19 protein-coding genes and 1 pseudogene are annotated in these 20,595 nt (G+C 74.5%); 10 read left to right on the top strand and 10 right to left on the bottom strand.

Annotation, left to right across the window (positions count from 1 at the left end):
- Positions 1-433 precede the first annotated feature (433 nt).
- Positions 434-1,453 (top strand): alpha/beta fold hydrolase, encoded by a 1,020-nt coding sequence (locus SAM23877_RS15715; RefSeq protein WP_053132830.1) that lies wholly within the window; start codon positions 434-436, stop codon positions 1,451-1,453.
- A 34-nt stretch (positions 1,454-1,487) separates the two neighbouring features.
- Here the strand turns inward: SAM23877_RS15715 and SAM23877_RS15710 are convergent.
- Both SAM23877_RS15710 and SAM23877_RS15705 read right to left on the bottom strand, forming a co-directional pair.
- Positions 1,488-1,631, bottom strand: a pseudogene (locus SAM23877_RS15710) (ABC transporter ATP-binding protein); the annotation flags it as partial.
- 6 nt (positions 1,632-1,637) lie between these two features.
- Entirely contained in the window at positions 1,638-2,291 is a 654-nt protein-coding gene (locus tag SAM23877_RS15705) for a bifunctional DNA primase/polymerase (protein WP_053132824.1), read from the bottom strand.
- Between the two features lie 316 nt (positions 2,292-2,607).
- Here SAM23877_RS15705 and SAM23877_RS15700 point away from each other — a divergent pair, with 316 nt between their 5' ends.
- Entirely contained in the window at positions 2,608-3,993 is a 1,386-nt protein-coding gene (locus SAM23877_RS15700) for an NsdA family TPR-like regulatory protein (protein ID WP_053132821.1), read from the top strand.
- A gap of 766 nt (positions 3,994-4,759) precedes the next feature.
- On the top strand, positions 4,760-6,286 hold the full coding sequence (locus SAM23877_RS40820; RefSeq protein ID WP_244902950.1) for a hypothetical protein: 1,527 nt from the start codon (positions 4,760-4,762) through the stop codon (positions 6,284-6,286).
- An 87-nt stretch (positions 6,287-6,373) separates the two neighbouring features.
- Here the strand turns inward: SAM23877_RS40820 and SAM23877_RS15690 are convergent, their stop codons facing one another.
- Entirely contained in the window at positions 6,374-7,693 is a 1,320-nt protein-coding gene (locus SAM23877_RS15690; RefSeq protein WP_053132818.1) for an ABC transporter substrate-binding protein, read from the bottom strand.
- Positions 7,694-7,810: 117 nt separating this feature from the next.
- On the opposite strand from SAM23877_RS15690, the gene SAM23877_RS15685 reads away from it, so the two are divergent.
- Positions 7,811-8,311 carry an SCO4402 family protein gene (locus tag SAM23877_RS15685; protein WP_053132815.1) on the top strand — a complete coding sequence of 167 codons (501 nt, stop codon included), beginning with the start codon at positions 7,811-7,813 and terminating at the stop codon, positions 8,309-8,311.
- A gap of 90 nt (positions 8,312-8,401) precedes the next feature.
- Positions 8,402-9,295 carry a formyltetrahydrofolate deformylase gene (purU, locus tag SAM23877_RS15680; RefSeq protein WP_053132812.1) on the top strand — a complete coding sequence of 298 codons (894 nt, stop codon included), beginning with the start codon at positions 8,402-8,404 and terminating at the stop codon, positions 9,293-9,295.
- Positions 9,296-9,402: 107 nt separating this feature from the next.
- Here the strand turns inward: purU and SAM23877_RS15675 are convergent, their stop codons facing one another.
- Positions 9,403-10,734 (bottom strand): zf-HC2 domain-containing protein, encoded by a 1,332-nt coding sequence (locus tag SAM23877_RS15675; protein ID WP_244902949.1) that lies wholly within the window; start codon positions 10,732-10,734, stop codon positions 9,403-9,405.
- Positions 10,731-11,321, bottom strand: a complete 591-nt coding sequence (locus SAM23877_RS15670) for a sigma-70 family RNA polymerase sigma factor (protein ID WP_053132809.1) — start codon at positions 11,319-11,321, stop codon at positions 10,731-10,733. The genes SAM23877_RS15675 and SAM23877_RS15670 overlap by 4 nt, the downstream gene beginning before the upstream one ends.
- Positions 11,322-11,695: 374 nt before the next feature.
- On the opposite strand from SAM23877_RS15670, the gene SAM23877_RS15665 reads away from it, so the two are divergent.
- The 3 genes from SAM23877_RS15665 (at position 11,696) to SAM23877_RS15655 (ending at position 13,758) form a co-directional block, all read left to right on the top strand.
- Entirely contained in the window at positions 11,696-12,076 is a 381-nt protein-coding gene (locus tag SAM23877_RS15665; protein WP_053132806.1) for an STAS domain-containing protein, read from the top strand.
- Between the two features lie 203 nt (positions 12,077-12,279).
- On the top strand, positions 12,280-12,792 hold the full coding sequence (locus SAM23877_RS15660; RefSeq protein ID WP_053132803.1) for an EF-hand domain-containing protein: 513 nt from the start codon (positions 12,280-12,282) through the stop codon (positions 12,790-12,792).
- A gap of 489 nt (positions 12,793-13,281) precedes the next feature.
- The gene (locus SAM23877_RS15655; protein ID WP_053132800.1) at positions 13,282-13,758 is read left to right on the top strand and encodes an ATP-binding protein; all 477 of its coding nucleotides are present in this window, start codon (positions 13,282-13,284) and stop codon (positions 13,756-13,758) included.
- Positions 13,759-14,128: 370 nt separating this feature from the next.
- Here SAM23877_RS15655 and SAM23877_RS15650 read toward each other — a convergent pair whose 3' ends face one another.
- Positions 14,129-15,217, bottom strand: a complete 1,089-nt coding sequence (locus tag SAM23877_RS15650; RefSeq protein ID WP_244902948.1) for a GlxA family transcriptional regulator — start codon at positions 15,215-15,217, stop codon at positions 14,129-14,131.
- A gap of 71 nt (positions 15,218-15,288) precedes the next feature.
- Between SAM23877_RS15650 and SAM23877_RS15645 the strand changes: the two genes are divergently transcribed.
- The gene (locus tag SAM23877_RS15645; protein WP_053132797.1) at positions 15,289-16,608 is read left to right on the top strand and encodes an MFS transporter; all 1,320 of its coding nucleotides are present in this window, start codon (positions 15,289-15,291) and stop codon (positions 16,606-16,608) included.
- Between the two features lie 51 nt (positions 16,609-16,659).
- Here SAM23877_RS15645 and SAM23877_RS15640 read toward each other — a convergent pair whose 3' ends face one another.
- Positions 16,660-17,862 (bottom strand): flavin-containing monooxygenase, encoded by a 1,203-nt coding sequence (locus tag SAM23877_RS15640; protein WP_053132794.1) that lies wholly within the window; start codon positions 17,860-17,862, stop codon positions 16,660-16,662.
- Positions 17,863-17,975: 113 nt separating this feature from the next.
- On the opposite strand from SAM23877_RS15640, the gene SAM23877_RS15635 reads away from it, so the two are divergent.
- On the top strand, positions 17,976-18,587 hold the full coding sequence (locus SAM23877_RS15635) for a GNAT family N-acetyltransferase (RefSeq protein ID WP_079030229.1): 612 nt from the start codon (positions 17,976-17,978) through the stop codon (positions 18,585-18,587).
- Between the two features lie 97 nt (positions 18,588-18,684).
- Here SAM23877_RS15635 and SAM23877_RS15630 read toward each other — a convergent pair whose 3' ends face one another.
- The 3 genes from SAM23877_RS15630 to SAM23877_RS15620 all read right to left on the bottom strand — a co-directional run bounded on the left by SAM23877_RS15630 (position 18,685) and on the right by SAM23877_RS15620 (position 20,559).
- A complete protein-coding gene (locus SAM23877_RS15630; protein WP_053132789.1) occupies positions 18,685-19,356 on the bottom strand; it encodes a pyridoxine/pyridoxamine 5'-phosphate oxidase in 672 nt (223 codons plus the stop codon).
- Between the two features lie 41 nt (positions 19,357-19,397).
- Positions 19,398-19,823 carry a pyridoxamine 5'-phosphate oxidase family protein gene (locus SAM23877_RS15625; RefSeq protein WP_053132787.1) on the bottom strand — a complete coding sequence of 142 codons (426 nt, stop codon included), beginning with the start codon at positions 19,821-19,823 and terminating at the stop codon, positions 19,398-19,400.
- 100 nt (positions 19,824-19,923) lie between these two features.
- A complete protein-coding gene (locus SAM23877_RS15620; RefSeq protein ID WP_053132784.1) occupies positions 19,924-20,559 on the bottom strand; it encodes a LysE family translocator in 636 nt (211 codons plus the stop codon).
- Between the last annotated feature and the right edge of the window lie 36 nt (positions 20,560-20,595).

Below are 20,595 nucleotides of genomic sequence, written 5' to 3'. Positions count from 1 at the left end.
ACGTGAGGGGCTCTTGGCCGTGGCCCGACAGCGATGTCGCCCGGTCGGGAAGGGGGAGGCTGTGACGGAGAGACGGAGAGGGCCCCGGCGCCGTGTGGCGCCGGGGCCTGTCCTCCCCTGTGCTGACCCGGAGCCCCGAGCTCTCAGGGTCAATCCCCTCGGACCGTTTTCCCCGAGCGGTCCGCCTCCCGTTGAAGATCTCCCCTGGGCGGCGGCGATCAATCCCTGAGGGGTGTCACTCGAACGAGGGGTGTTGCTCACCGAGGCGGCTTCTTCGAATGGGTATTCGATACTCTGCGGACGTCGGACGGCCGTGGGCGCGACGGCGGCCCCGGCGAGCAGGACAGGCACGGCAGGCAGGACACGGTTCACAGGACCGGCCGGCCCGGCAGGGGCGGGCGGTCCGAGCGGAGCTTGGGGGGTGCCAGGAGCTATGGCGCGGCGCATCGACGTGACCGGCGCGGGCGGCGTACGCCTCGCGGCCTGGGAGTTCGGCGACCCTCCCAAGACCGGCGGGCCGCACGACACGGCCCTCGGTGGGACGGCCCCCGGCGGGGCCCTCCACGGCGGGGTCTCCGGTGGCGCGGACCCGGGCGGAGGTGCCCCGGCGCACACGCTCCCCGTGACCGCCGAGGCCGCCGGCGTCTCGCCTCCCTCCCGCCCCGCCGCCCACGGGGCCGCAGGCCCGCCGGGCGTGCTGTTGCTCCACGGTCTGATGGGCCGCGCCTCGCACTGGGCCCCCACCGCCCGCTGGCTCTCCGCCCGGCACCGGGCCGTCGCGCTCGACCAGCGCGGCCACGGTCGCAGCGACAAGCCCCCGCACGGCGCCTACACCCGGGAGGCCTACGTCGAGGACGTCGAGGCCGCCCTGGAGCAGCTCGGCCTCGGCCCGGCCGTCCTGATCGGCCACGCCATGGGCGCGCTGACCGCCTGGCAGCTCGCAGCGAAACGCCCCGACCTGGTCCGCGGGCTGATCATCTGCGACATGCGGGCGTCCGCGCTCGGCGCCGCCTCGCAGCACACCTGGACCGAGTGGTTCCGCGCCTGGCCGGTCCCCTTCGCCACGCTCGCGGACGTGCGCAAGTGGTTCGGCGAGGACGACCCGTGGGTGGAGCGGCCCAACCCGGCCCGGGGCGAGTTCTACGTCGAGGTGATGGCCGAGTCACCGGACGGCTGGCGGCCCGTCTTCGAGCCGGAGCAGATGCTCAGGTCCCGCGAGACCTGGGTCTACGACGCCCACTGGGAGGAACTGGCCCAGGTGCGCTGCCCGACCCTGGTCGTCCGCGGCCTCGACGGCGAACTGGGCCGCGCGGAGGCGCAGGAGATGGTCCGCGTGCTCCCGCGCGGCCAGTACGCGGAGGTCGCCGACGCCGGCCACCTCGTCCACTACGACCAGCCGGAGGCCTGGCGGGCGGCCATCGAACCGTTCCTGGACACGCTCATGGAGCCCTGACCGGGCCGCCCGCGGGGGAGGGCCGGGTCACCCCCACCTCGGTGCCGGGCAGGCCGCGCAACCGGCCGGTGCAGCCCGGCGGTTCCCGTCCCGACAGCCGCTCGAACAGCCGCCGCCCCTCGGGCAGCACCCCGATCCGGGCCTTCACCTCGGCCGGATCGCGCCACACGTCGTGCCCGCTCTCCTAACGATCCCGGCCGCAGGCGTACGCCAGCGGCGAGATCAGCTCCTCCACGTCCGGCAGCCACCGGTTCGCCGGGGTGGGCCGGCACGCCCACTGGACGGCCCCCCGTGTCCCGTACCGCGTGGGCGGCGCGGCCACGAACGTCCCCTCGCCCAGCGCGGTCAGATCGAGGGACGACGGCGACCATCCCAGCCGCCGCACGAGGTCCGGCACCTTCACCGCGGCCCCCGGGAGCACGAAGAACCGCATCCGCCGGTCCGGCGTCAGCGTCACCGGACCGAGCGTCAGCTCCATCCGCTCCATCCGGGCGAGGGCCAGGAATCCCGCGGTCTCGGGCACGTCGATCGCGTCGAACGTCCGCCCCGTGGGCAGCAGGATCGACGCCGTCGGCTGCTTCTGCCACATCCGCCGGGCGACGGTGGCGCTGCCCGTCGCCTGGGTCGCCCAGTCCTCGCGCGCCGGGTGTGCGCCGGGGGCGGCGCACACCGGGTCCCCGCAGGAGCAGCGCTGCACCCCGTCGGCGGCTTCGAGCCAGGTGCCGGGGAACACGTCCCAGTGGCGCTCCTCGGCGTAGCGTACGGCGGTCTCCAGCAGCGATGCACCGCGCTGCTGGGGGATCTGTGCGGTATCGGTGCCCGGGATGGTCTCTTCCACGTGGAGCTCAACTCCCGCGCCCACCGCGGGTTACGGGGGCCCGCCCGTCTCCCGTTTGCGCGGGGGAGGAGCACCGATTCCGCACCTGGGGCGCATGGATGCATGTACGGGGGCGCGCGGGAGGATTCGCCGTGGGAGCGGGGTAGCCACGTCTGGGGCCGGCGGCGGCCGTTGCCCCGGCAATCCTCGCAAGCTTCGCAAGTCTCGCATTGTCGGCACATCGACGGGGCATTGATCTTCACGGCCGGATCCATTCGTCCGCCGGGACAGCACCGATACCGCATGACACCGCAAGAGACCGCATGGGGGTTACGCCATGGCCGCAAGGCCTCTCGTCGCGCGGCAGCCGAACGAACGACTGCAGGCGCTCATTCAGGAAGCGGGCTGCTCGAACGCGGGCCTCGCCCGCCGGGTCAACGTGTGCGGGGTCGAGCACGGACTCGACCTGCGGTACGACAAGACCTCCGTGGCCCGCTGGCTGCGCGGACAGCAACCGCGCGGTCGGGCACCGGCGATCATCGCCGAGGCGCTCGGCCGCAAGCTGGGCCGCACGGTCACGATCGACGAGATCGGCATGGCCAACGGCAAGAACCTCGCCTCGGGCGTCGGCCTCCAGTTCTCGCCGACGGTGCTGGGCGCCATCGAGCAGGTCTGCGAGCTGTGGCGCAGCGACGTCGGACGCCGGGACTTCCTGTCCGGCTCCTCCGTGGCCGCCTCCGCGCTCGTCGAACCGAGCCGGGACTGGCTGATCTCCGCCCCCGACTCCCAGGTGTCGCGCTCGGCCGGGCCGCGGGTGGGGCCCTCCGACGTGGCGGCGGTGCGGGCGATGACCCAGGCACTGGTGGACCTGGACCACCAGTTCGGCAGCGGGCACGTGCGCCCGGTCGTCGTGCACTACCTGAACAGCGTCGTCTCCGGGCTGCTCGCCGGCTCCTACCGGGAGGCGGTGGGGCGGGAGTTGTTCGCCACGGTGGCCCGGCTGACCGAACTCGCCGGGTACATGGCTGTCGACACCGGCCAACCTGGGCTCGCCCAGCGGTACTACATCCAGTCGCTGCGGCTCGCGCAGGCGGCGGGCGACCGAGGGTACGGCGGGTACGTCCTCGCCGCGTCCATGAGTCACCTGGCCGCACAGCTCGGCAACCCGCGGGAGATCGCCCAGTTGGCGCGCGCGGCGCAGGAGGGCGCGCGGGGGCGGGTGACGCCGCGTGCGGAGGCGATGTTCCACGCCGCCGAGGCCCGCGGTCACGCGCTCCTCGGCGACGTGCGGGCGGCCCACACGGCGGCCGGGCGGGCGGTCGCCGCGATGGAGGCGGCCGACACGGCCTCCGGGGACGACCCCGTGTGGATCGCGCACTTCGACGAGGCCTACCTCGCCGACGAGTTGGCGCACTGCCACCGGGACCTCGGGCAGGCCGACGCCGCGGCGCGGTACGCCCGGGAGTCCCTGGACGGGCACCCCGAGTCACGGGCGCGCAGGCGGGCCATCGGGTTCGTGCTGCTGGCCACGGCGCAGGTGCAGCAGCGGGAGATCGAACAGGCCTGCACCACCGCGACGAAGGCGGTGGAACTCCTGGAGACGCTGCGTTCGAACCGGGGCGCCGAGTACCTGGACGACTTCCAGGCACGGCTGGAACCGTATCGGGAGGAGGCGGTGGTGAGGGAGTTCGGGGCGCGGCTCGACCTCCAGGCGGCGGCGTGAACGCGAGGGCCGCGAGCGCGTGAACTCACGGGAAACGGCGGCATGGTGGGCACGAGGTGCCATGAACAGCGTGCCGCGGCCCGGTTTTGTTACTGCTGTCACAGGGAAGGAGTCCACGCCCCATGCGGCGTGGCAGTGGGCTCCGGGGACCCGGTAGCGTGAGCCGACGATTCCGAAGGTCCCCCATTCGTAGGAGTCCCGGTGACGCAGAGTGGACAGGGCGAGGAGCCCTCGGCGCGGCCCGCGCGCGAAGGCATCGTGCTGCCCTCGGACGGTGGCGAGCCGCTGCTGCCGGGCCTGGCGGGTACGGGTGCCGGGCCGGCCGGCCGGCCCGTGCCCCCCTCGGCGCCGCCCGGCGGTCAGGCCTGGGACCGGCCGTGGGGCCCCGAGCAGCAGCAGGGCCCGGCTGCGGACCAGGGCTGGCCGACGCCGCCCGGAGCCCAGCCCTGGGGCTCCGGCCCGCCGGAGGCCGCCCAGCCGCCCGCCCCGCACAGCTGGCCCGCGCAGGGCGGCCCGGACCGGTCGCCCGGCGCCCTGCCGCCCCAGGCGGGCCCCGGCCCGCTCCCCCCGGAGGGCGCCCAGGCCCCGGCCTACGGCGTGCCCGACGACGGCCGGGCTCCGGCGTACGGCGACCAGGCGGGTGGCCAGAGCCAGGGGGCGTACGGCGGCCAGGCGGGTGGCCAGAGCCAGGGGGCCTATGGCGACCAGGCGGGTGGCCAGAGCCAGGGGGCCTATGGCGACCAGGCGGGTGGCCGCCAGGGGGCCTATGGAGAGCCAGGGGGCCTATGGCGACCAGGCGGGTGGCCGCCAGGGGGCCTATGGCGACCAGGCGGGTGGCCGCCAGGGGGCCTATGGCGACCAGGCGGGTGGCCAGAACCCGGGGGCGTACGGCGACCATGCCGGTGGCCAGAACCCGGGGGCGTACGGCGTGCCCGACGGCGGCCGGGCTCCGGGCTACGGCGGACCGGTGAGTGGTCCGCACCCGGGGACGTACGGCGACCAGGCCTACGGCGCGCAGTCCTCGTATCCGCAGCAGGGACAGGCGGCCGGGCACCACGCGCAGGCGCCGCGGCAGTCCGCACCCCTGCCGCCGGCCGACGAGGGCCTCACCCAGTTCCTGCCGCCGGTCGGGATACCCGCGGACGAGGGCGCGACGCAGTACATACCCCCCGTGGGGGCGGGGGCGCTGCCTCCGGAGAGACCCGCGCCGACACACGCCGGGCAGCCCGGCAGCCACGGCCGGCACGCGCAGGAGCACGGCCAGACGGCCGCCGAGTCGACGCAGTTCCTCGGCCGGGCACCGCACTACCCGGCGCAGGACGCGGCCGGGCACCTGCCCGCCCCCGCCGCGCCCGCCCCGCACCCCGACGCCACGCAGTACATCGCACCCGTGCCCGGCGGTCCCGCACCCGCCCCCTACGGGGCGCCCGGGGGTGAGGAGGGCCGGCAGCCGCCCGCCGAGTTCGACAACCTCTTCCGCAGCGGGCCCGGCGCGGACAGCCCGGCCTCGGCCACCCAGCAGCTGCCCCGCTTCGACGAGCCGCAGCCCCCGCGCCCCGGTGACCGGACCGGACACGCCCCGCAGGGGCCCGGCGGTGGTGGCGGCAGACGGCGCGGGAACGAGGACGGCGCCGGCCGGGGCGGCCGCGGCGGGCGGACCGGCTCGCGGCTGCCGCTCCTGGCCGCCGTGGGGGTCGGCATCGCCGTCGTCGGTGTCGGTGCCGGCGCGATGATGGCGGGCGGGGGCGGCGAGGAGGACACCGGCGGCAACCAGACCGTGTCCGCCACGGCCCCGGCCTCCGCGTCCGCGTCCGCGTCGGCCTCCGCGTCGCCGTCCGTCGACCCGGTCCGGCAGCAGGCCGTGGAGCTGGACAAGCTGCTGGCCCACAGCGGCAACAGCCGGTCCACGGTGATCAACGCCGTGGGCGACGTGAAGACCTGCGACAACCTGCCCCAGGCGGCCAAGGACCTGCGCGAGGCCGCCAAGCAGCGCACCGGGCTGGTCACCAGCCTCTCCCAGCTCTCCGTGGACAAGCTGCCCCGGCACACCGAGCTGACCACCGCCCTCACCAAGGCGTGGCAGGCCTCGGCGTCGGCCGACAACCACTACGCGGCCTGGGCCGACCAGACGGCCGGCAAGAACGGCTGCAAGAAGGGCAAGCCCCGCACCAGCCCGCAGGCCGGCAACCGGGAGAGCGGTACGGCGAGCAAGGAGAAGACCAAGGCCGCCAAGCTCTGGAACGACATCGCGAAGAAGTACGGCCTGACGGAACGCCAGCCGACCCAGCTGTGACGGCCACGGCCACGGCCACGGCCCGCGGCCGCGGGCCGGCCGGCCCTCCCCGGCGCTGGGCCCGGTGGGCCCGGGCCGGGGGTTCGCTCAGGCCACGTCGGCGTTCTGCAGGGTGCGGGTGGTGTCCAGGGTTTTCTGGCGGGCCGAGACGAGGTGGCCCCGGCGTACGACCTGCAGCGACACCTCGGTGTTGACCAGGCGCGGGAAGCCGACCGAGGCGAGCTTGTCCGCGAAGGTCCACCGGAGCGGCGGCGTGAGCCCGCCCGTGCCGACCTCCAGCCCGCCGTCCAGGGCCCGCCGGACGGTGTCGGCGCTGACCTCGCCGTCCCCCAGGGACTCGACGACCTCCTTGAGGACGGTGTACGCGATCCACGTGGTCTGCACCCCGGCGTCCGCCGCGTCGACGTTGTTGTCGCCGAACGCCTGCTCCTTGATCACCTTCTTCATCCCGGCCCAGCCCGGGTCGCTCACCGAGGGGTACCAGCCGGTGACGTACGCCCCCTCGTAGGGCCCGGACTCTCCGCCGCTCGCGTTGATCGTGGTCTGGTCGACGCTGCCGAGCACGGTCGCGGTCCGCACCTCGGGGTGGTCCTCGCGGGCCCGGCGGAAGGAGTCCATGAAGGTGCCCGTGCGGTCCCCGAGGACGGGCACGACGCACCCCTGGTCCCCTGGGCCGGCGGTCGCCCGCCGCAGTGCCTGCTCGGACTGGCCGCCGTACTCGGTGGCGTCCTCCGCCGCCCGCTGGTCGTGGGCGCGCTCGTGCCCGCCCGAGGTGAGTCCGGAGTCGAGCAGCACGGGCAGCTCGTCGCCCGCGATGGTGTCGGGCCGGACCAGGGTGACCGGCCCGCAGGAGTCGGCGAGGGCGCTGCCGAGGCCGGCCAGCAGCGCGGGCTGGCCCCCGTTGACCGGGTAGGACAGAGGGCTGGTGAACTCCGTGTTGGTGATGCCGTAGCCGCCGATGTAGGGGATGCCGGCGCCCTCCAGCACGGGGAGGAAGGAGTCGGCGTGCTGACTGTAGGAGCCGACGACCGCGACCACGTTCTCCTTGACCGCCAGGCGGGCGCACTTCGCGGCGGTCACGCCGTCGTTGTGGTCGTTGCAGGTCAGGACGTTGAGCTCGCGTCCGCCGAGCCCGCCCTGGGCGTTGACGGAGCGGGCGTAGGCCTGGGCGAAGGCGGGCATGCCGGGCTTGTTGGTCGCCCCCGTGTCCTGTGGCGCCCAGGTCATGACGGTGATCGGGTCGTCGCCCCCGGAACCCCCCGTGGTACCGGGGACGACCCCGCAGCCGGCGGTGAGCGACACGCACGCCACCAGGGCGCCCGCGGACAGGACGCCGGTGCGGGATGCCCGGGAGCGGCCGCGGAGGCCGCGGAGAACGGTGCTGCGGGTGGGTCGCCTGCCGGTCATGCACCCGCACGATTCCGTCACACGGCTAACCTGGAAGTGACCTGCGGTCAACGCATGGTGACACCGGGGTGAATTGCGGGGGCCGGTGAGTCGCGGACGAGGGGGAACGTACGATCGATGACCGTGCAAGGTTCGGAGAACTCTTCCCGTCGCGGCCGTCGCTCCTCCACCATGGGCGGCATGCCACTCAACGACATGCCGTGGTGGCGCTGGCGCAGCCAGGTGCGCTCCGCGCTGCACATGCTCTCCGCCCCCGCCTTCCAGCGGGACGTCTGGCTCGCCGGTGTGGACGGCTACGGCGACGTCACGGACGCGGTGTACCGGCTGGTGGAGGACACCTGGCTGGACCACTGGTCCGCCGAGAAGTACGTGGGCACGGTCTTCCGGGACTCCCAGGAGGCGGCGCTCGTCGACACCGCCGTGCTGCGGGTGCTGCGGATCATGCACCAGGTGGGGCCGGACGCGCCGGTGACCGCGTACCTCGACCACCCCGACTGGCCGGAGGCGGTCCGGGCGGCGCGCGACGCGCACGTGCGCTTGGCCACCAGTGACGGCGAGGACCCGGAGGCGGCACCGCGCACGCTGGAGCTTCTGCGCGTCCTGACCCGGTCCGCCTGAGCGGGCGGCCGGGCCGGTCCGGGCGGGCGACCGGGTCCGTCTGGCGGGACGCACTCGGCCCCCGGGCCCGGATATGGGACCCTGTCCTGCATGAATGAGCCGTCCCCCGCCGCCGTCCCGCCGGCCGTCGCCCCGGCCGACCAGTACGTCCTCACCCTGTCCTGTCCGGACAAGCAGGGCATCGTGCACGCCGTGTCGAGCTACCTGTTCATGACCGGCTGCAACATCGAGGACAGCCAGCAGTTCGGCGACCACGACACGGGTCTGTTCTTCATGCGCGTCCACTTCTCGGCCGAGGCGCCGGTGACCGTGGACAAGCTGCGCGCCAGCTTCACGGCGATCGGCGACGCCTTCCACATGGACTGGCAGATCAACCGGGCCGACGAGAAGATGCGCGTCGTGCTCATGGTCAGCAAGTTCGGGCACTGCCTGAACGACCTGCTGTTCCGGGCCCGGATCGGCGCGCTGCCGGTCGAGATCGCCGCGGTGGTGTCCAATCACACCGACTTCGCCGAGCTCGTGGGCTCCTATGACATCCCCTTCCACCACATCCCCGTGACGCGGGACACCAAGGCGGAGGCGGAGGCGCGCGTCCTGGAGATCGTGCGCGAGGAGAACGTCGAACTCGTCGTGCTGGCCCGCTACATGCAGGTCCTCTCCGACGACCTCTGCAAGCAGCTCAGCGGCCGGATCATCAACATCCACCACTCCTTCCTGCCGAGCTTCAAGGGTGCCAAGCCGTACCACCAGGCGCACGCCCGGGGTGTGAAGCTGATCGGGGCGACGGCGCACTATGTGACGGCCGACCTCGACGAGGGACCGATCATCGAGCAGGAGGTCGAGCGGGTCGGGCACGACGTCACGCCGGACCAGCTGGTCGCCGTCGGGCGGGACGTGGAGTGCCAGGCGCTGGCGCGGGCCGTGAAGTGGCACGCGGAGCGGCGGATCCTCCTCAACGGGCGTCGCACGGTCGTCTTCGCCTAGCGGCTCGGGGGTTTCGTCCGTCACGGCGGCCGCGAGCGACCGCCGCCGGGCCGCCACCACGGCCGCCGGGCCGCCACGACGGCCGCCGACGGATGGGCGACCCGCCCCTACATCCTGCTCAGGCTCGCCGCGGCGAACAGCACGTCCCTGATCGCCTCACGGTCTCCCAGCTGCCCCGCCGCGGCGTCCGCCGGTGGCACGTGGCCCGCGGCCAGCCGGCAGAACTCCACGCCGTCCAGCGCCACATGGGCCACCTCGTGGTCGGCGGAGCCCAGCGCGCCCGGGGAGTCGAGCGGGATGAGCCACTCCCCGCCGCCCGAGCCCTCGATCTCCAGGCGCAGGCTGCGCCCCGGCTCACCCGCGGCCACCAGCCGCGGACGGGCGGCGGGCGAGGCCAGCCCGGCGCGGCGACGGGCCGCGAGGACGTCCGGCAGCATCCTGGCCGCCAGGTCGATCATGCGGTGCAGATGCCGCGCGGAGGGCGGCTGGTACGGATAGTCCACCGCCTCGGCGATGTCCTCCGCGTGCACCCAGCACTCGAAGGCACGGTCCAGCATGGCGTCGTGCAGCGGCAGCTCGAAGTCGCCGTAGGACACCGGCATCCGGCCCGCCTCGCCGGTGAACGACACGGTCCGTACGATGCCGTGGCTCTGCTCGCGCCAGGGCGCCCGCACCGCGCGGGTGGGCGGGTAGTGCGACGCCCGCCAGTACGCCTCGGTGCGGCCGGCCGGGGCGCCGGACGGCACGGCGATGTCGCCCAGCGGGTCGGCGAGGCCCAGGGCGACCGCGACCAGCCCGTCGACCGTCAGCAGGTGCGCGATGACCCCGGCGACGGTGGTACGGCGGCTCGCGGCGCCGTCGGCCTCGTACCAGCGCAGCCGGACCGGCGCGTGCCACTCGGCGTCGCCGATGTCCTGGAGCAGCGCGTCCAGCCGTGCCGTCTCGGCGTCGTAGGGCGTCGCCCACGCGGGCACCGGGATGCGCGGCGGGCGCCGTTCCAGGCAGCCCTCCAGGACGCGGGTGCGCAGGGCGGGGTCCAGGTCGAGGCTCTCCGGCCGCTGGAGCAGCCCGACGGCCTCGCGCAGCCGCAGCGCCTCGTCGGCACAGGGGTCGCACGCGCCGAGGTGCTCCTCGACGGCCGCCGCCTCCTCCGCCGAACAGGCCGCCAGCGCCCACGCGCCGAGAAGGGAGGTCAGCACCTGGTGCTCCAGCGCGGGCGGCCCGCCCGGCACCGCGCCGGGCAGCGCCCGCCCGTCTCGCGGATCTCCGAGGTCTCTCGGTCCTCCTGGGCCCCCAAGGCCTCCCCGGCCCCCCGGATCGCCCGAGGGACCGCCCGCGTCGGGCCCGTGCCGGTCGGCGGGGGTGCCGTCGGGGTGCGGCTGGCCGGTGTTCTCGTGCTCGGCGCGGGCGCTCTCGTGGGCGTCGGCGGAGTCGGTCATGCCGCGCCCCCGTATCCCGGTGGCGCTCCCGGTGCCTGGGAGGAGGCGGCGTCCCGGGCGGTGGAGAGGAGCTGGAGGCCGAGGCGGAGGCGGCGGCGGGCCTCGTCCTCCGTGACGCCGAGGTCGGCCGCGGTCTGGCGGTAGTCGCGGCGCTGGAAGTAGGCCAGCTCCAGGGCGGCGCGCAGCGGGGCGGGCATGGACTGGACGATGTAGTCGGCGCGGGCGGCGACCGAGGCGTGGCGCACCCTGCTCTCCAGCTCCTCGGCGGTTCCGGTGCCGCTGCGGGCGAGGGCGGCCGTCTCGGTGGCCCGCAGCCGCTGCACGGCCAGGCGGTGGGTCAGCGTGGCGACCCAGGTGCGCAGCGGGCCCTGCCGGGGGTCCCAGGCGTCCGGGTGCTCCCAGACGTGCGCGAAGACGTCGCGGGTGATGCGGTCGGCGGCCCGCTCGTCCCCGAGCACCCGGTGCGCGAGACCGTGCACGAGCGAGGCGAACCGGTCGTAGAGCTCTCCCAGGGCGGCGGCCTCCCCGCGCGCGAGGCGCTGCTGCATCTTGCGGTCCCAGCGCAGCGGTGCGTCCCTCTTCGCCATACGGCCTCCTCACCCCCGGTCCGTCGCCTGCTCGCCCTCGTGCCCGTTCCGGTCTCCAGCCTGCGGCCGGCGTCTCTCCGAATGTAGTCGGCACGTCCGACGCCGCACGCCCCTTTGTGCCAATGCGCGCCCCCGGCCGCCCGCAGGTGATAAGTGCCTCCCCTACCCTCTATCGTGCGACCGGATGCGATCGAACAGGATCGAAACCGTCTGGAACAAGCCGTTTCCGATCGACTCCCGTTTTCTGCGGGGCGTTTGCGGGAACGGCCGCTGGGCAGGTGCGCGCCCAAGAAGCGTAAGCACGGCTTCCGTTTCAGGAGCATGTGGTGAGATTCGGGTGATTCCGGACGTCCGTTGACCGGCGAATGAAGGGCATGGTGGTGACGCTCAATGTGACCGGCGGTGAGCAGGGCGAGTGGGCCGTGCTCCAGGTGTCGGGCGAACTGGACCTGGTGACGTCACCGGTGCTGCGGCAGCGTGTGCACGACGAGGTGGCCGAGGGACGGCACAGTCTCGTCCTGGATCTCTCCGAGGTCCTCTTCTGCGACTCCAGCGGGGTGGGCGTGCTCATCGCCTCCCGGCGGCTCATCCGCTCCTGCCAGGGCCGGCTGCGCCTGATACTGCCCGCCCAGGGCGCCGTGGACGGTTCCCACGTCAACCGCGTCCTCGGCGCGCTCGGCGTCCGTCGGCTCTTCGACGTGCACCCGGACCTGGCCTCGGCGACCGGCGACGAACCACGCCCGCTCTCCGCGTAGCCGCCCCCACGCCCCCTGTCCTCCCACGTCCGCCCGCCCCCTGCCACCCATCCGCCTTCAGTCACCCACCCGCCCCGACCACCCGCCCGGAACCCCGTCCGCCCGGCGCGCAGACCCGCGGAACCCGCCCGCACCCGCGCCAGGCGTCGTACGCTCCGAGCGAGACGCAGACCACCACCGACGTGAGGCGGCCGGAGAGAACAATGGTCAACAGCGAGTACGAGCGCAGGATCGCCGCGCGGTTCGCCACCTTCGACCAGGACGGCAACGGCTACATCGACCGCGCGGACTTCAACTCGGCGGCCAAGGCGCTGCTCGCCGAGTTCGGCACCGCGGCCCGGTCCGAGAAGGGGCAGGCCCTGTACGGCGGCGCGGAGGCGCTCTGGCAGGGCATGGCGGGCATCGCCGACCGGGACGGCGACCAGCGCATCACCCGTGAGGAGTTCGTCACGGCGGCGGTCAAGCGGCTGCGGGACAACCCGGACCGCTTCGCCGAGATCGCCCGCCCCTTCCTGCACGCGGCGCTGGACGTCGCCGACACCGACGGTGACGGAGCCGCCACCGTCGAGGACGCCGCGCGCGTGCTCACGGCGCTCGGCGTGCCCGGGGACAGCGCCCGGTCGGTCGCCGCCGCGCTGGACGCGGACGACGACGGCAAGGTGGGCGAGGCGGAGATCGTCCCGGCCTTCGCCCGTTACTTCACCGTGCCCGAGTAGCGCCCGCCGGGGGGCGCCCGGATGTCGCGGATCGTGGCGCGATCACGTCACTGAGCGTCGATACCGGGTCGTGTCCACCGGGTGACCCGTCACGGCCCGGAGTCGGCGCCACACTCCGGTACCTTGTGTGGGATGCGAGTGGTCCCGAGCGCCAGCGGTGCCGGAGTTGCCCCCGGGGCGGCTCCGGAGGCGGCGGTGTCCGCCTTGCCCCGCAGGGCGGATCGGCCGTCTGCCCCCGCCTGTTCGACTTCCCGTGACGGGCGTCGCACAGTATGCCGCACGCGTACTCCTTCGCGCTGGAATATGCCCGAAGCGCTTGTTGGCGTGACTGTACGTCAACCATGCTGTCCCGCAGGGGATTCACGGTCCGTGATTCCTGGCCCGGCCGTTGTTCTGGCCATGCAGAAAATGGCCACGATCGTGGCCCTCATGAGGCGCGAGCCTTTGTGTCCGCCGGTTCGGATGGTGTGAGCGGTGCAAGAGCTTCAAGTGCAGCTGGAGGTCAGGCCCGACCCCTCGGAAGTGGGGCGTGCCAGACGGTGGGCGCGCTCACGGCTCGCCGGGGCCGGGATACAGGCCGACGAACCACTCGCGGAGACGCTGGTCCTGCTCGTCTCCGAACTCGTCACCAACGCCGTGGTCCACACCGGCCGTTCGGCCGTGCTGCGGCTGCTGCTGCCGGGGGCGGTGACCGAGGAGACGAAGGAGGCGACCGTCCGCCTGGAGGTGGACGACGCCAGCGACCGGGCCCCGGTGCCCCGCTGCCTGGACGGCGAGGCGACGGGCGGCCGGGGGCTCGCCCTCGTCGACGGCCTCGCCGACCGCTGGGGCTGGAGCCGGGAGGGCGCCGGCAAGCGCATCTGGTGCGAACTGGACCGCTGCGCCGGGCGTGAGGAGACCACGCCGGCCTGTGCGGGCGGTGCCGGCCTGGTGACGTACGAGGGGTTCGCGTACGAAGTGGTGTGACGGCGGGCGGCGCGTGAGGCGCCGGGTGCACGGGGCCCAAGCTCCGCACCGGAGCGGTGCGGCGGGTGCGCCGGGCCGTGCTTCCGTGCGCGTCCCCTGCGAACAGGGCCTGGACGAGGAACCCCCCTGCGCCGGTTGACGGATCGTGACCGCCTCCTCACGCTGGGAGGCAGCGATTCGCCGCGAGGGGACGACGAGGGCTCGGTGACGGAGCCCTCGACGAGTGTGGGTCGTGATTCGGCGGCGGTGTCCCCCGGGGGCGGGGGGAGCCGGGAGCGCCGGAGTCGGGTGGCGGCGCGCGGTGCCATGCTCGGGGCGGACAGCGCCGCGCCGCCGGCCGACGAGTCCGGAGACGGTGCCGTGCAGCCGCTCATTCTCCACAGGCTGTGGACAACTCCGCCCGGAAGGTCCGCCGGTAGGCGGTCGGCGTGACGCCGAGCGCCGCCTGGAGATGCTGCCGCATCGACTGGGCCGTGCCGAATCCCGCGTCGCGGGCCACCTGGTCGACGGAGAGGGCGGTGGACTCCAGCAGCTGCCGGGCCCGTTCGACCCGCTGCTGGGTGAGCCACTGACCGGGACTGACGCCGGCCTCCTCGCGGAACCGGCGCGTGAAGGTCCGTACGGACATGGACTCCTGCGCCGCCATGTCCCTCAGCCGGATCGGCTCCTGGAGGCGGCCGAGCGCCCAGGCGCGGGCGTTGGTCGTGGAGGACTGCTGCGGATCGGGCACCGGCCGCGCGACGTACTGCGCCTGCCCGCCGTCGCGGTGGGGCGGCACGACGGTGCGCCGGGCCACCTCGTTGGCGACGGCGGTGCCGTGGTCCCGGCGCACGATGTGCACGCACAGGTCGATGCCGGCCGCGACCCCGGCCGAGGTGAGCACGTCGCCGTCGTCGACGAACAGCACGTCCGGGTCCACCCGCACCTTCGGAAACAGCCGCTGGAAGTGCTCGGCGGAGGCCCAGTGCGTGGTCGCCGGACGGCCGTCGAGATGACCGGCGGCGGCGAGGACGTAACCGCCCGTGCAGATCGCGACGAGCCGGGTGCCGGGCCGGACGTGGGCCAGTGCGGCGGCCAGCTCCTCGGTCAGTACGCCCTGTTCGTGCACCGGCCCCAGCTCGTAGGAGGCGGGGACGACGACCGTGTCGGCGGTCGCCAGGGCCTCCGGGCCGTTGCCGACCATGATGGCGAAGTCCGCGTCGGTGGCGACCGGCCCCGGCGGGCGGACCGAGCAGGTGACCACCTCGTACAACGGGCGCCGCCGCTCGTCCCGGGCGAGCCCGAAGATCCGCTGCGGGATGCCGAGTTCGAAGGGGAGGAGGCCGTCGAGGGCGAGCACGACGACGCGGTGCGGCCGGAGCGCGCCACCCGCGCCACCCGCGCCACCCGGACCGCTCGGACCGCTCGGACCGCTCGGGGTGGACGAGGTGGACGGGCCGGACATGCGGTCGGACGTCATGGCCCGATCCTAGCGAACCATGTCCTCCGGGCCACTCGATCGGATGGGCGGCACATCGGAAGCTCTATGACGTGACCCAGACAACCGACGCCGCCGCAGCGGCGGCCGCACACCAGCCGGAGCCCGCCCGACCGCGCCGTCGTGCCCGGGTCCACCGCGCCTGGTGGGTCGCCGCCGTCACCTTCGTGACGATCATCGGTGCCGCCGCCTTCCGCTCGCTGCCCGGCATCCTCATCGACCCGCTCCAGGACGACTTCGGCTGGTCGCGCGGCACGATCGGTGCCGCCGTCTCCGTCAACCTCGCGCTCTACGGTCTGACGGCCCCCTTCGCCGCCGCGCTCATGGACCGCTTCGGCATCCGCCGGGTGGTCGCCGTCGCCCTGACCGTCATCGCGCTCGGCTCGGGCGCGACGGTCTGGATGGAGTCGGCCTGGCAGCTCATCCTCTGCTGGGGCCTGCTGGTCGGTCTCGGCTCCGGCTCGATGGCTCTGGCCTTCGCGGCCACCGTCACCAACCGCTGGTTCACCGAACGGCGCGGCCTGGTCACCGGCGTCCTCACCGCCGCCTCCGCCTCCGGACAGCTGGTCTTCCTGCCGTTGCTGTCCTGGATCGTCGAGACGTACGCGTGGCGCCCCGCGGCCGTCACGGTCGCCCTGGCCGCCCTCGCCGTCGTCCCCTTCGTCTGGCTCCTCCTGCACGACCACCCCGCCGACGTCGGCCAGAAGCCCTACGGCGCCACGGAGTTCGTCCCCAAGCCGGCTCCCGTCCCGGGTGCCGCCCGCCGCGCGCTCAGGGTCCTCTTCTCCGCCGCCCGCACCGGCCCCTTCTGGCTGCTCGCCGGCACCTTCGCGATCTGCGGCGCCTCCACCAACGGCCTGATCCAGACCCACTTCATCCCCGCCGCGCACGACCACCACATGCCGCTGACGACCGCCGCCTCGCTGCTCGCCGTCATCGGCGTCTTCGACGTGGTCGGCACCATCGCCTCCGGCTGGTTCACCGACCGCTTCGAACCGCGCCGCCTGCTCGCCGTCTACTACGCCCTGCGCGGCGTCTCCCTCCTCTTCCTCCCCCTGCTGCTCGGGCCGAGCGTCCACCCGCCGATGCTCTTCTTCATCGTCTTCTACGGACTCGACTGGGTCGCCACCGTCCCGCCCACCCTCGCCCTGTGCCGCGAGCAGTACGGCGAGGACAGCGCGATCGTCTTCGGTTGGGTCCTCGCCTCCCACCAGGTCGGCGCCGCCCTCGTGGCCTTCCTCGGCGGCGTCGCCCGCGACCGGTTCGGCTCCTACGACGTGGTCTGGGTCGCCTCGGGCGCCCTGTGCGCGGCGGCGGCGCTGATGGCGCTGGTCATCCGCCGGCGGACGGAACCGGTGGCCGCCCTGTCGTGAGCCCCGGCGCGGGTCCCCTCACGCGTCCGCGGACGCCGGCGCGGCCGGGGTTCAGCCCGGCAGCCGGGACGCCCGGACCCCGTCCCCGCGCGCGACCGCCCTGGCGATCCGCTCCGCGTCGCGGGCCAGCTCGCGGAGCATGCCGCTGATCGGGTTGGTGAAGCCGGTGAAGTACAGGCCGGGGGCGTCGGCCGGGGTGCGCGGGCCGTGGACGACCGGTCTGCCCCGTGCGTCGAGGACGCCGAGATGGCCGACCAGCCCCTCCAGCCCGCGGAGGTAGCCGGTGGCGGCGATCACCGCGTCGGGCGCGACACGGGTGCCGTCGGCGAGGACCGCCTTGCCGTCCTCGAAGCCGTCCAGGGCGGCCACGATCTCCACCCGGCCGCCGCGCACCGCGTCGATCAGGCCGACGTCCTGCACCGGGATCGCGCCCTCGGCGGCCCGGGTGAGGAGGCCGGTGTCCGGGCGCGGCAGCCCGTGTGCCGACAGGTCCGGTGTGCTGATCCTGGCCAGCGGCCGGGCCAGCCGGTCGACCAGGCGGGCCGGCAGCCGCCGCACGAGGACGCCGTTGTACTGGGCGGGCCACCCGGCGGTCGAGCGCCGCACGATGTGCGGTGGGGTGCGCACCGCCAGCCGCACCCGGGCCGCCCCGCCCTCCACCAGGTCCACGGCGATCTCGGCGCCGGTGTTGCCGATGCCGACGACCAGCACGTCCCGGCCGGTGTAGGGGGCCGCGTCGCGGTACTCGGCGGCGTGCCGGAACTCGCCGGTGTACGTGTCCCGGCCGGGCCACTGCGGCAGGCGCGGGGTGTGGTTGTAGCCGGTGGCGACGACGACCGCGGCGCCGGTCAGTTCGCGGCCCCCGGAGGCGTGCAGCAGCCAGCCGGCGCCGTCGGGCGCGCGCTCGACGCGGAAGACCTCGACGCCGGTGACGATCTCCAGCTTGTGGTGCTCGGCGTACTTCTCCAGGTACCGCACCACGTCGTCCCGGGACACCCACCGTCCGAAGCGGCGCGGCATCGGCAGGCCGGGCAGCGCCGACAGGCGGCGGGTGGTGTGCAGGCGCAGCCGGTCGTAGTGGCGCCGCCAGGAGGCGCCGACCCGGTCGTCCCGTTCCAGGACGACGGCCCGTATGCCGCGGGCCCGCAGCGCGTAGGCGGCGGCGAGGCCACCGGGACCGGCGCCGATGACGTAGACGGGGCGGTCCGCGGGGTGGGCGGGCTGCGGTTCAGCGGACGCTGTGGAGTCGGCCATGCCGCGAGCGTAATCAAGGCTCCGGTTGATGGGTCTCGGTCAAGACCGGAATCGGTTGCGGAACGGTCACGGCCCCCCTCCGGGCGCGCCCGGAGGTCGGATTGAATGGGTCGATGGCCCCTTCACGCATGCTCACCGTAGACCCGTCCCTCACCGAACCCCGCGGACACGGCCTGCACCTCCGGTCCTGGGACGCCGGCTCCGACGCCGACGCGGAGACCTGGCTGCGCGGCTTCCTGGACGCGGAGTTCCAGCGCTGGAACACCCCGCTCACGCTGTGGACCGACCTCGAGGGTGCCCGCGAGTCGCTGCGCGGACGGGCCAGGGACGCCCGGGAGGGCCGGTCGGCGTCGTTCCGGATCACGGACGAGGAGAGCGGTGCGGCGCTGGGCCACATCGGGGTGAACGAGATCAACCTGCCGCTGAAGCTGGCCCGGATCGGCTACTGGGTGCTGCCCGAGGCCCGCGGCCGGGGCGTGGCCACCCGTGCCCTGCTCCTCGCCTCGCGCTGGGCCTTCGCCGAACTCGGCCTGCACCGCCTGGAACTGGGCCACGCGGTGGAGCACGAGGCCTCCTGCCGGATCGCCGGACGCGGCGGGTACGCCTACGAGGGCACGCTGCGCGGGGCGATGTTCGAGGCCGGCCGGCACGACACGTTCCGCGACGCGCACCTGCACGCCCGGCTGGCCACGGACGAGGAGCCGCCGACGCCGCGCGGGCGGTGAGCGCGGGCGGCGTCGGCGGCGGTGCCGGTGGCGGTGGCGGGCGGTGCGCGACGGCGGGGCGGGCGGCCCGGTGCCGGTGCCCCGCCGCGGAGCCCGCTCAGGGCCACAGCAGGCGCGTGCCCCAGCCCCCGTCCGCCGTGCGCCGGTAGGCGAGCCGGACGTGGCGGCGGCGGGCGTCGCCCTGGAAGAACTCCACCTCGTCGGGGAGCAGCCGGTACAGCGTCCAGGACGGGACGGCGGCGTCCGGTTCCCGGCCGGCCCGGTCCCAGGCCGCCTGCGAGGCGCGGGCCAGCTCGTCCGCCGAGTCCAGCTCCTCGCTCTGCCGCCCGGTGAGGGCGGCGGCCAGGGCGCCGGCCGACCGCGCGTGCAGATCGGCCTGCGCCTCCTCGGCCGGAGCGACGGCGACCGGACCGCGCAGGCGCACCTGGCGTCCCAGCACCGGCCAGTAGAAGACGAGCGCCGCGTACGGGCGGGCGGCGAGGTGCCGGCCCTTGCGGCTGCCGGCGTGCGTGGCGAAGGACCAGCCCTCCGCGTCCGCGCCGTGCAGCATCACCACCCGCACGTCCGGCAGGCCGTCCGCGTCCGCCGTCGCCAGCGACACCGTGTGCGGCTCGGTCTGGCCGGCCGCCACCGCGTCGGCGAACCACCGGGCGAACAGGGGCAGGGGCTCGCCGGGCGCGGTGTCCGGGTCGAAGGGCGGCAGCTCGGTGACCGCCGCGTCCCACACCCGCAGCGACCTCAGCGACTCGTGGAGATCGGTTCCTTCCATGCCCCGATTGTCACGCGCCCCGCTCCCGCGCGCGTACGGCCCTACACCGAACCGAGGTCGGAGGAGACCCAGCGCTCGGGCCGCATGCGGACGACGACCTGCTCGCCGTGGTTGGCGGAGGAGAAGGCGACGTACCCCTCGACCTTCTCGGCCGGGAGGTAGCGGGCGCTCATCTCCCGCAGCTGCTCCTCCGTGGCGGCGACCGTCTCGACGACCGGACCCTCCACCGACACGTACCGGATGGTGGGCTCCAGTCGGTCGACCATCAGGGAGAACCGTCCCGCCACCTTGATCAGTTCGTTCTTGCGGCTGTCGAGCCCGGTCATGATCCACACGTCGCCGCCGGGCTCGTACTGGTACCAGATCGGCACGGTCAGCGGGGCCCGGCCCGTCCCCGCGTCGACCGCGAGTGCGGCGATGTGGGGTTCGGCCAGGAACTTCTCACGCTCTTCGCGGGTCAGGGCCATCGCGGTCTCCTCCAGGGGGTGCGGCGGGCAAGGGTGTCGGTCACCGGGCACAACACCGGCCGGGCGGGCGGCTGTTCCCCCTGACGGGCCCCGCCGGGGATCAGGACGTCGCCAGCCGCTGCACCAGCAGGAACGCACCGATGCCCAGCATCGCGGCGCCCGACGTGCGCGTGACCGCGCGGGCCGCGGCCGGACGGGCGCCGAGGACGGCACGCGCGGCGAGGCCGACCGTCAGGTAGACGGCGGCACAGCACGCCATGTGCAGCAGCCCCAGGACGACAGTCTGCACGGGCACCGGCAGGTGCGCACCCCGGGTGACCAGGAACTGCGGCAGCACGGAGAGGTAGAGCAGCAGGCCCTTGGGGTTGAGCCCGCTGATCGTGGCGCCGCGCAGGAAGTCCCGGGTCCGGGAGCCGCCGTCGGCCCGGGCCGGGCCGTCCTCGGCGGCCCCCGGAGTACCGGGCCGGCGCAGCACCCCCCACCCCAGCCACACCAGGTACACCGCGCCCACCACCGTCAGCACCGTGAGCAGGCCCGGCGACCCGGCCACCAGGACCGCCAGTCCGGCCGCCGCCAGCAGGGTGTGCAGCGCGTACCCGGTGACCAGACCACCCACCGCCCACGCGACCGACCGGTCGCGCAGTCCGGCCGCGATGGCGTACGCCCAGTCCGCGCCCGGCACGCACACCAGCAGGAGGTCCAGAGCGACGAAGGAGAGGAGGAGTCCCGAGTCCATGACGGGAAGATTAGGCGCACATGCCCCAAAGGTGTT

It is taken from the genome of Streptomyces ambofaciens ATCC 23877, from assembly GCF_001267885.1.
GTDB lineage: Bacteria > Actinomycetota > Actinomycetes > Streptomycetales > Streptomycetaceae > Streptomyces > Streptomyces ambofaciens.
Note: the sequence above shows the minus strand (reverse complement) of the source record. Positions and strands in the feature narration are given on the sequence as shown.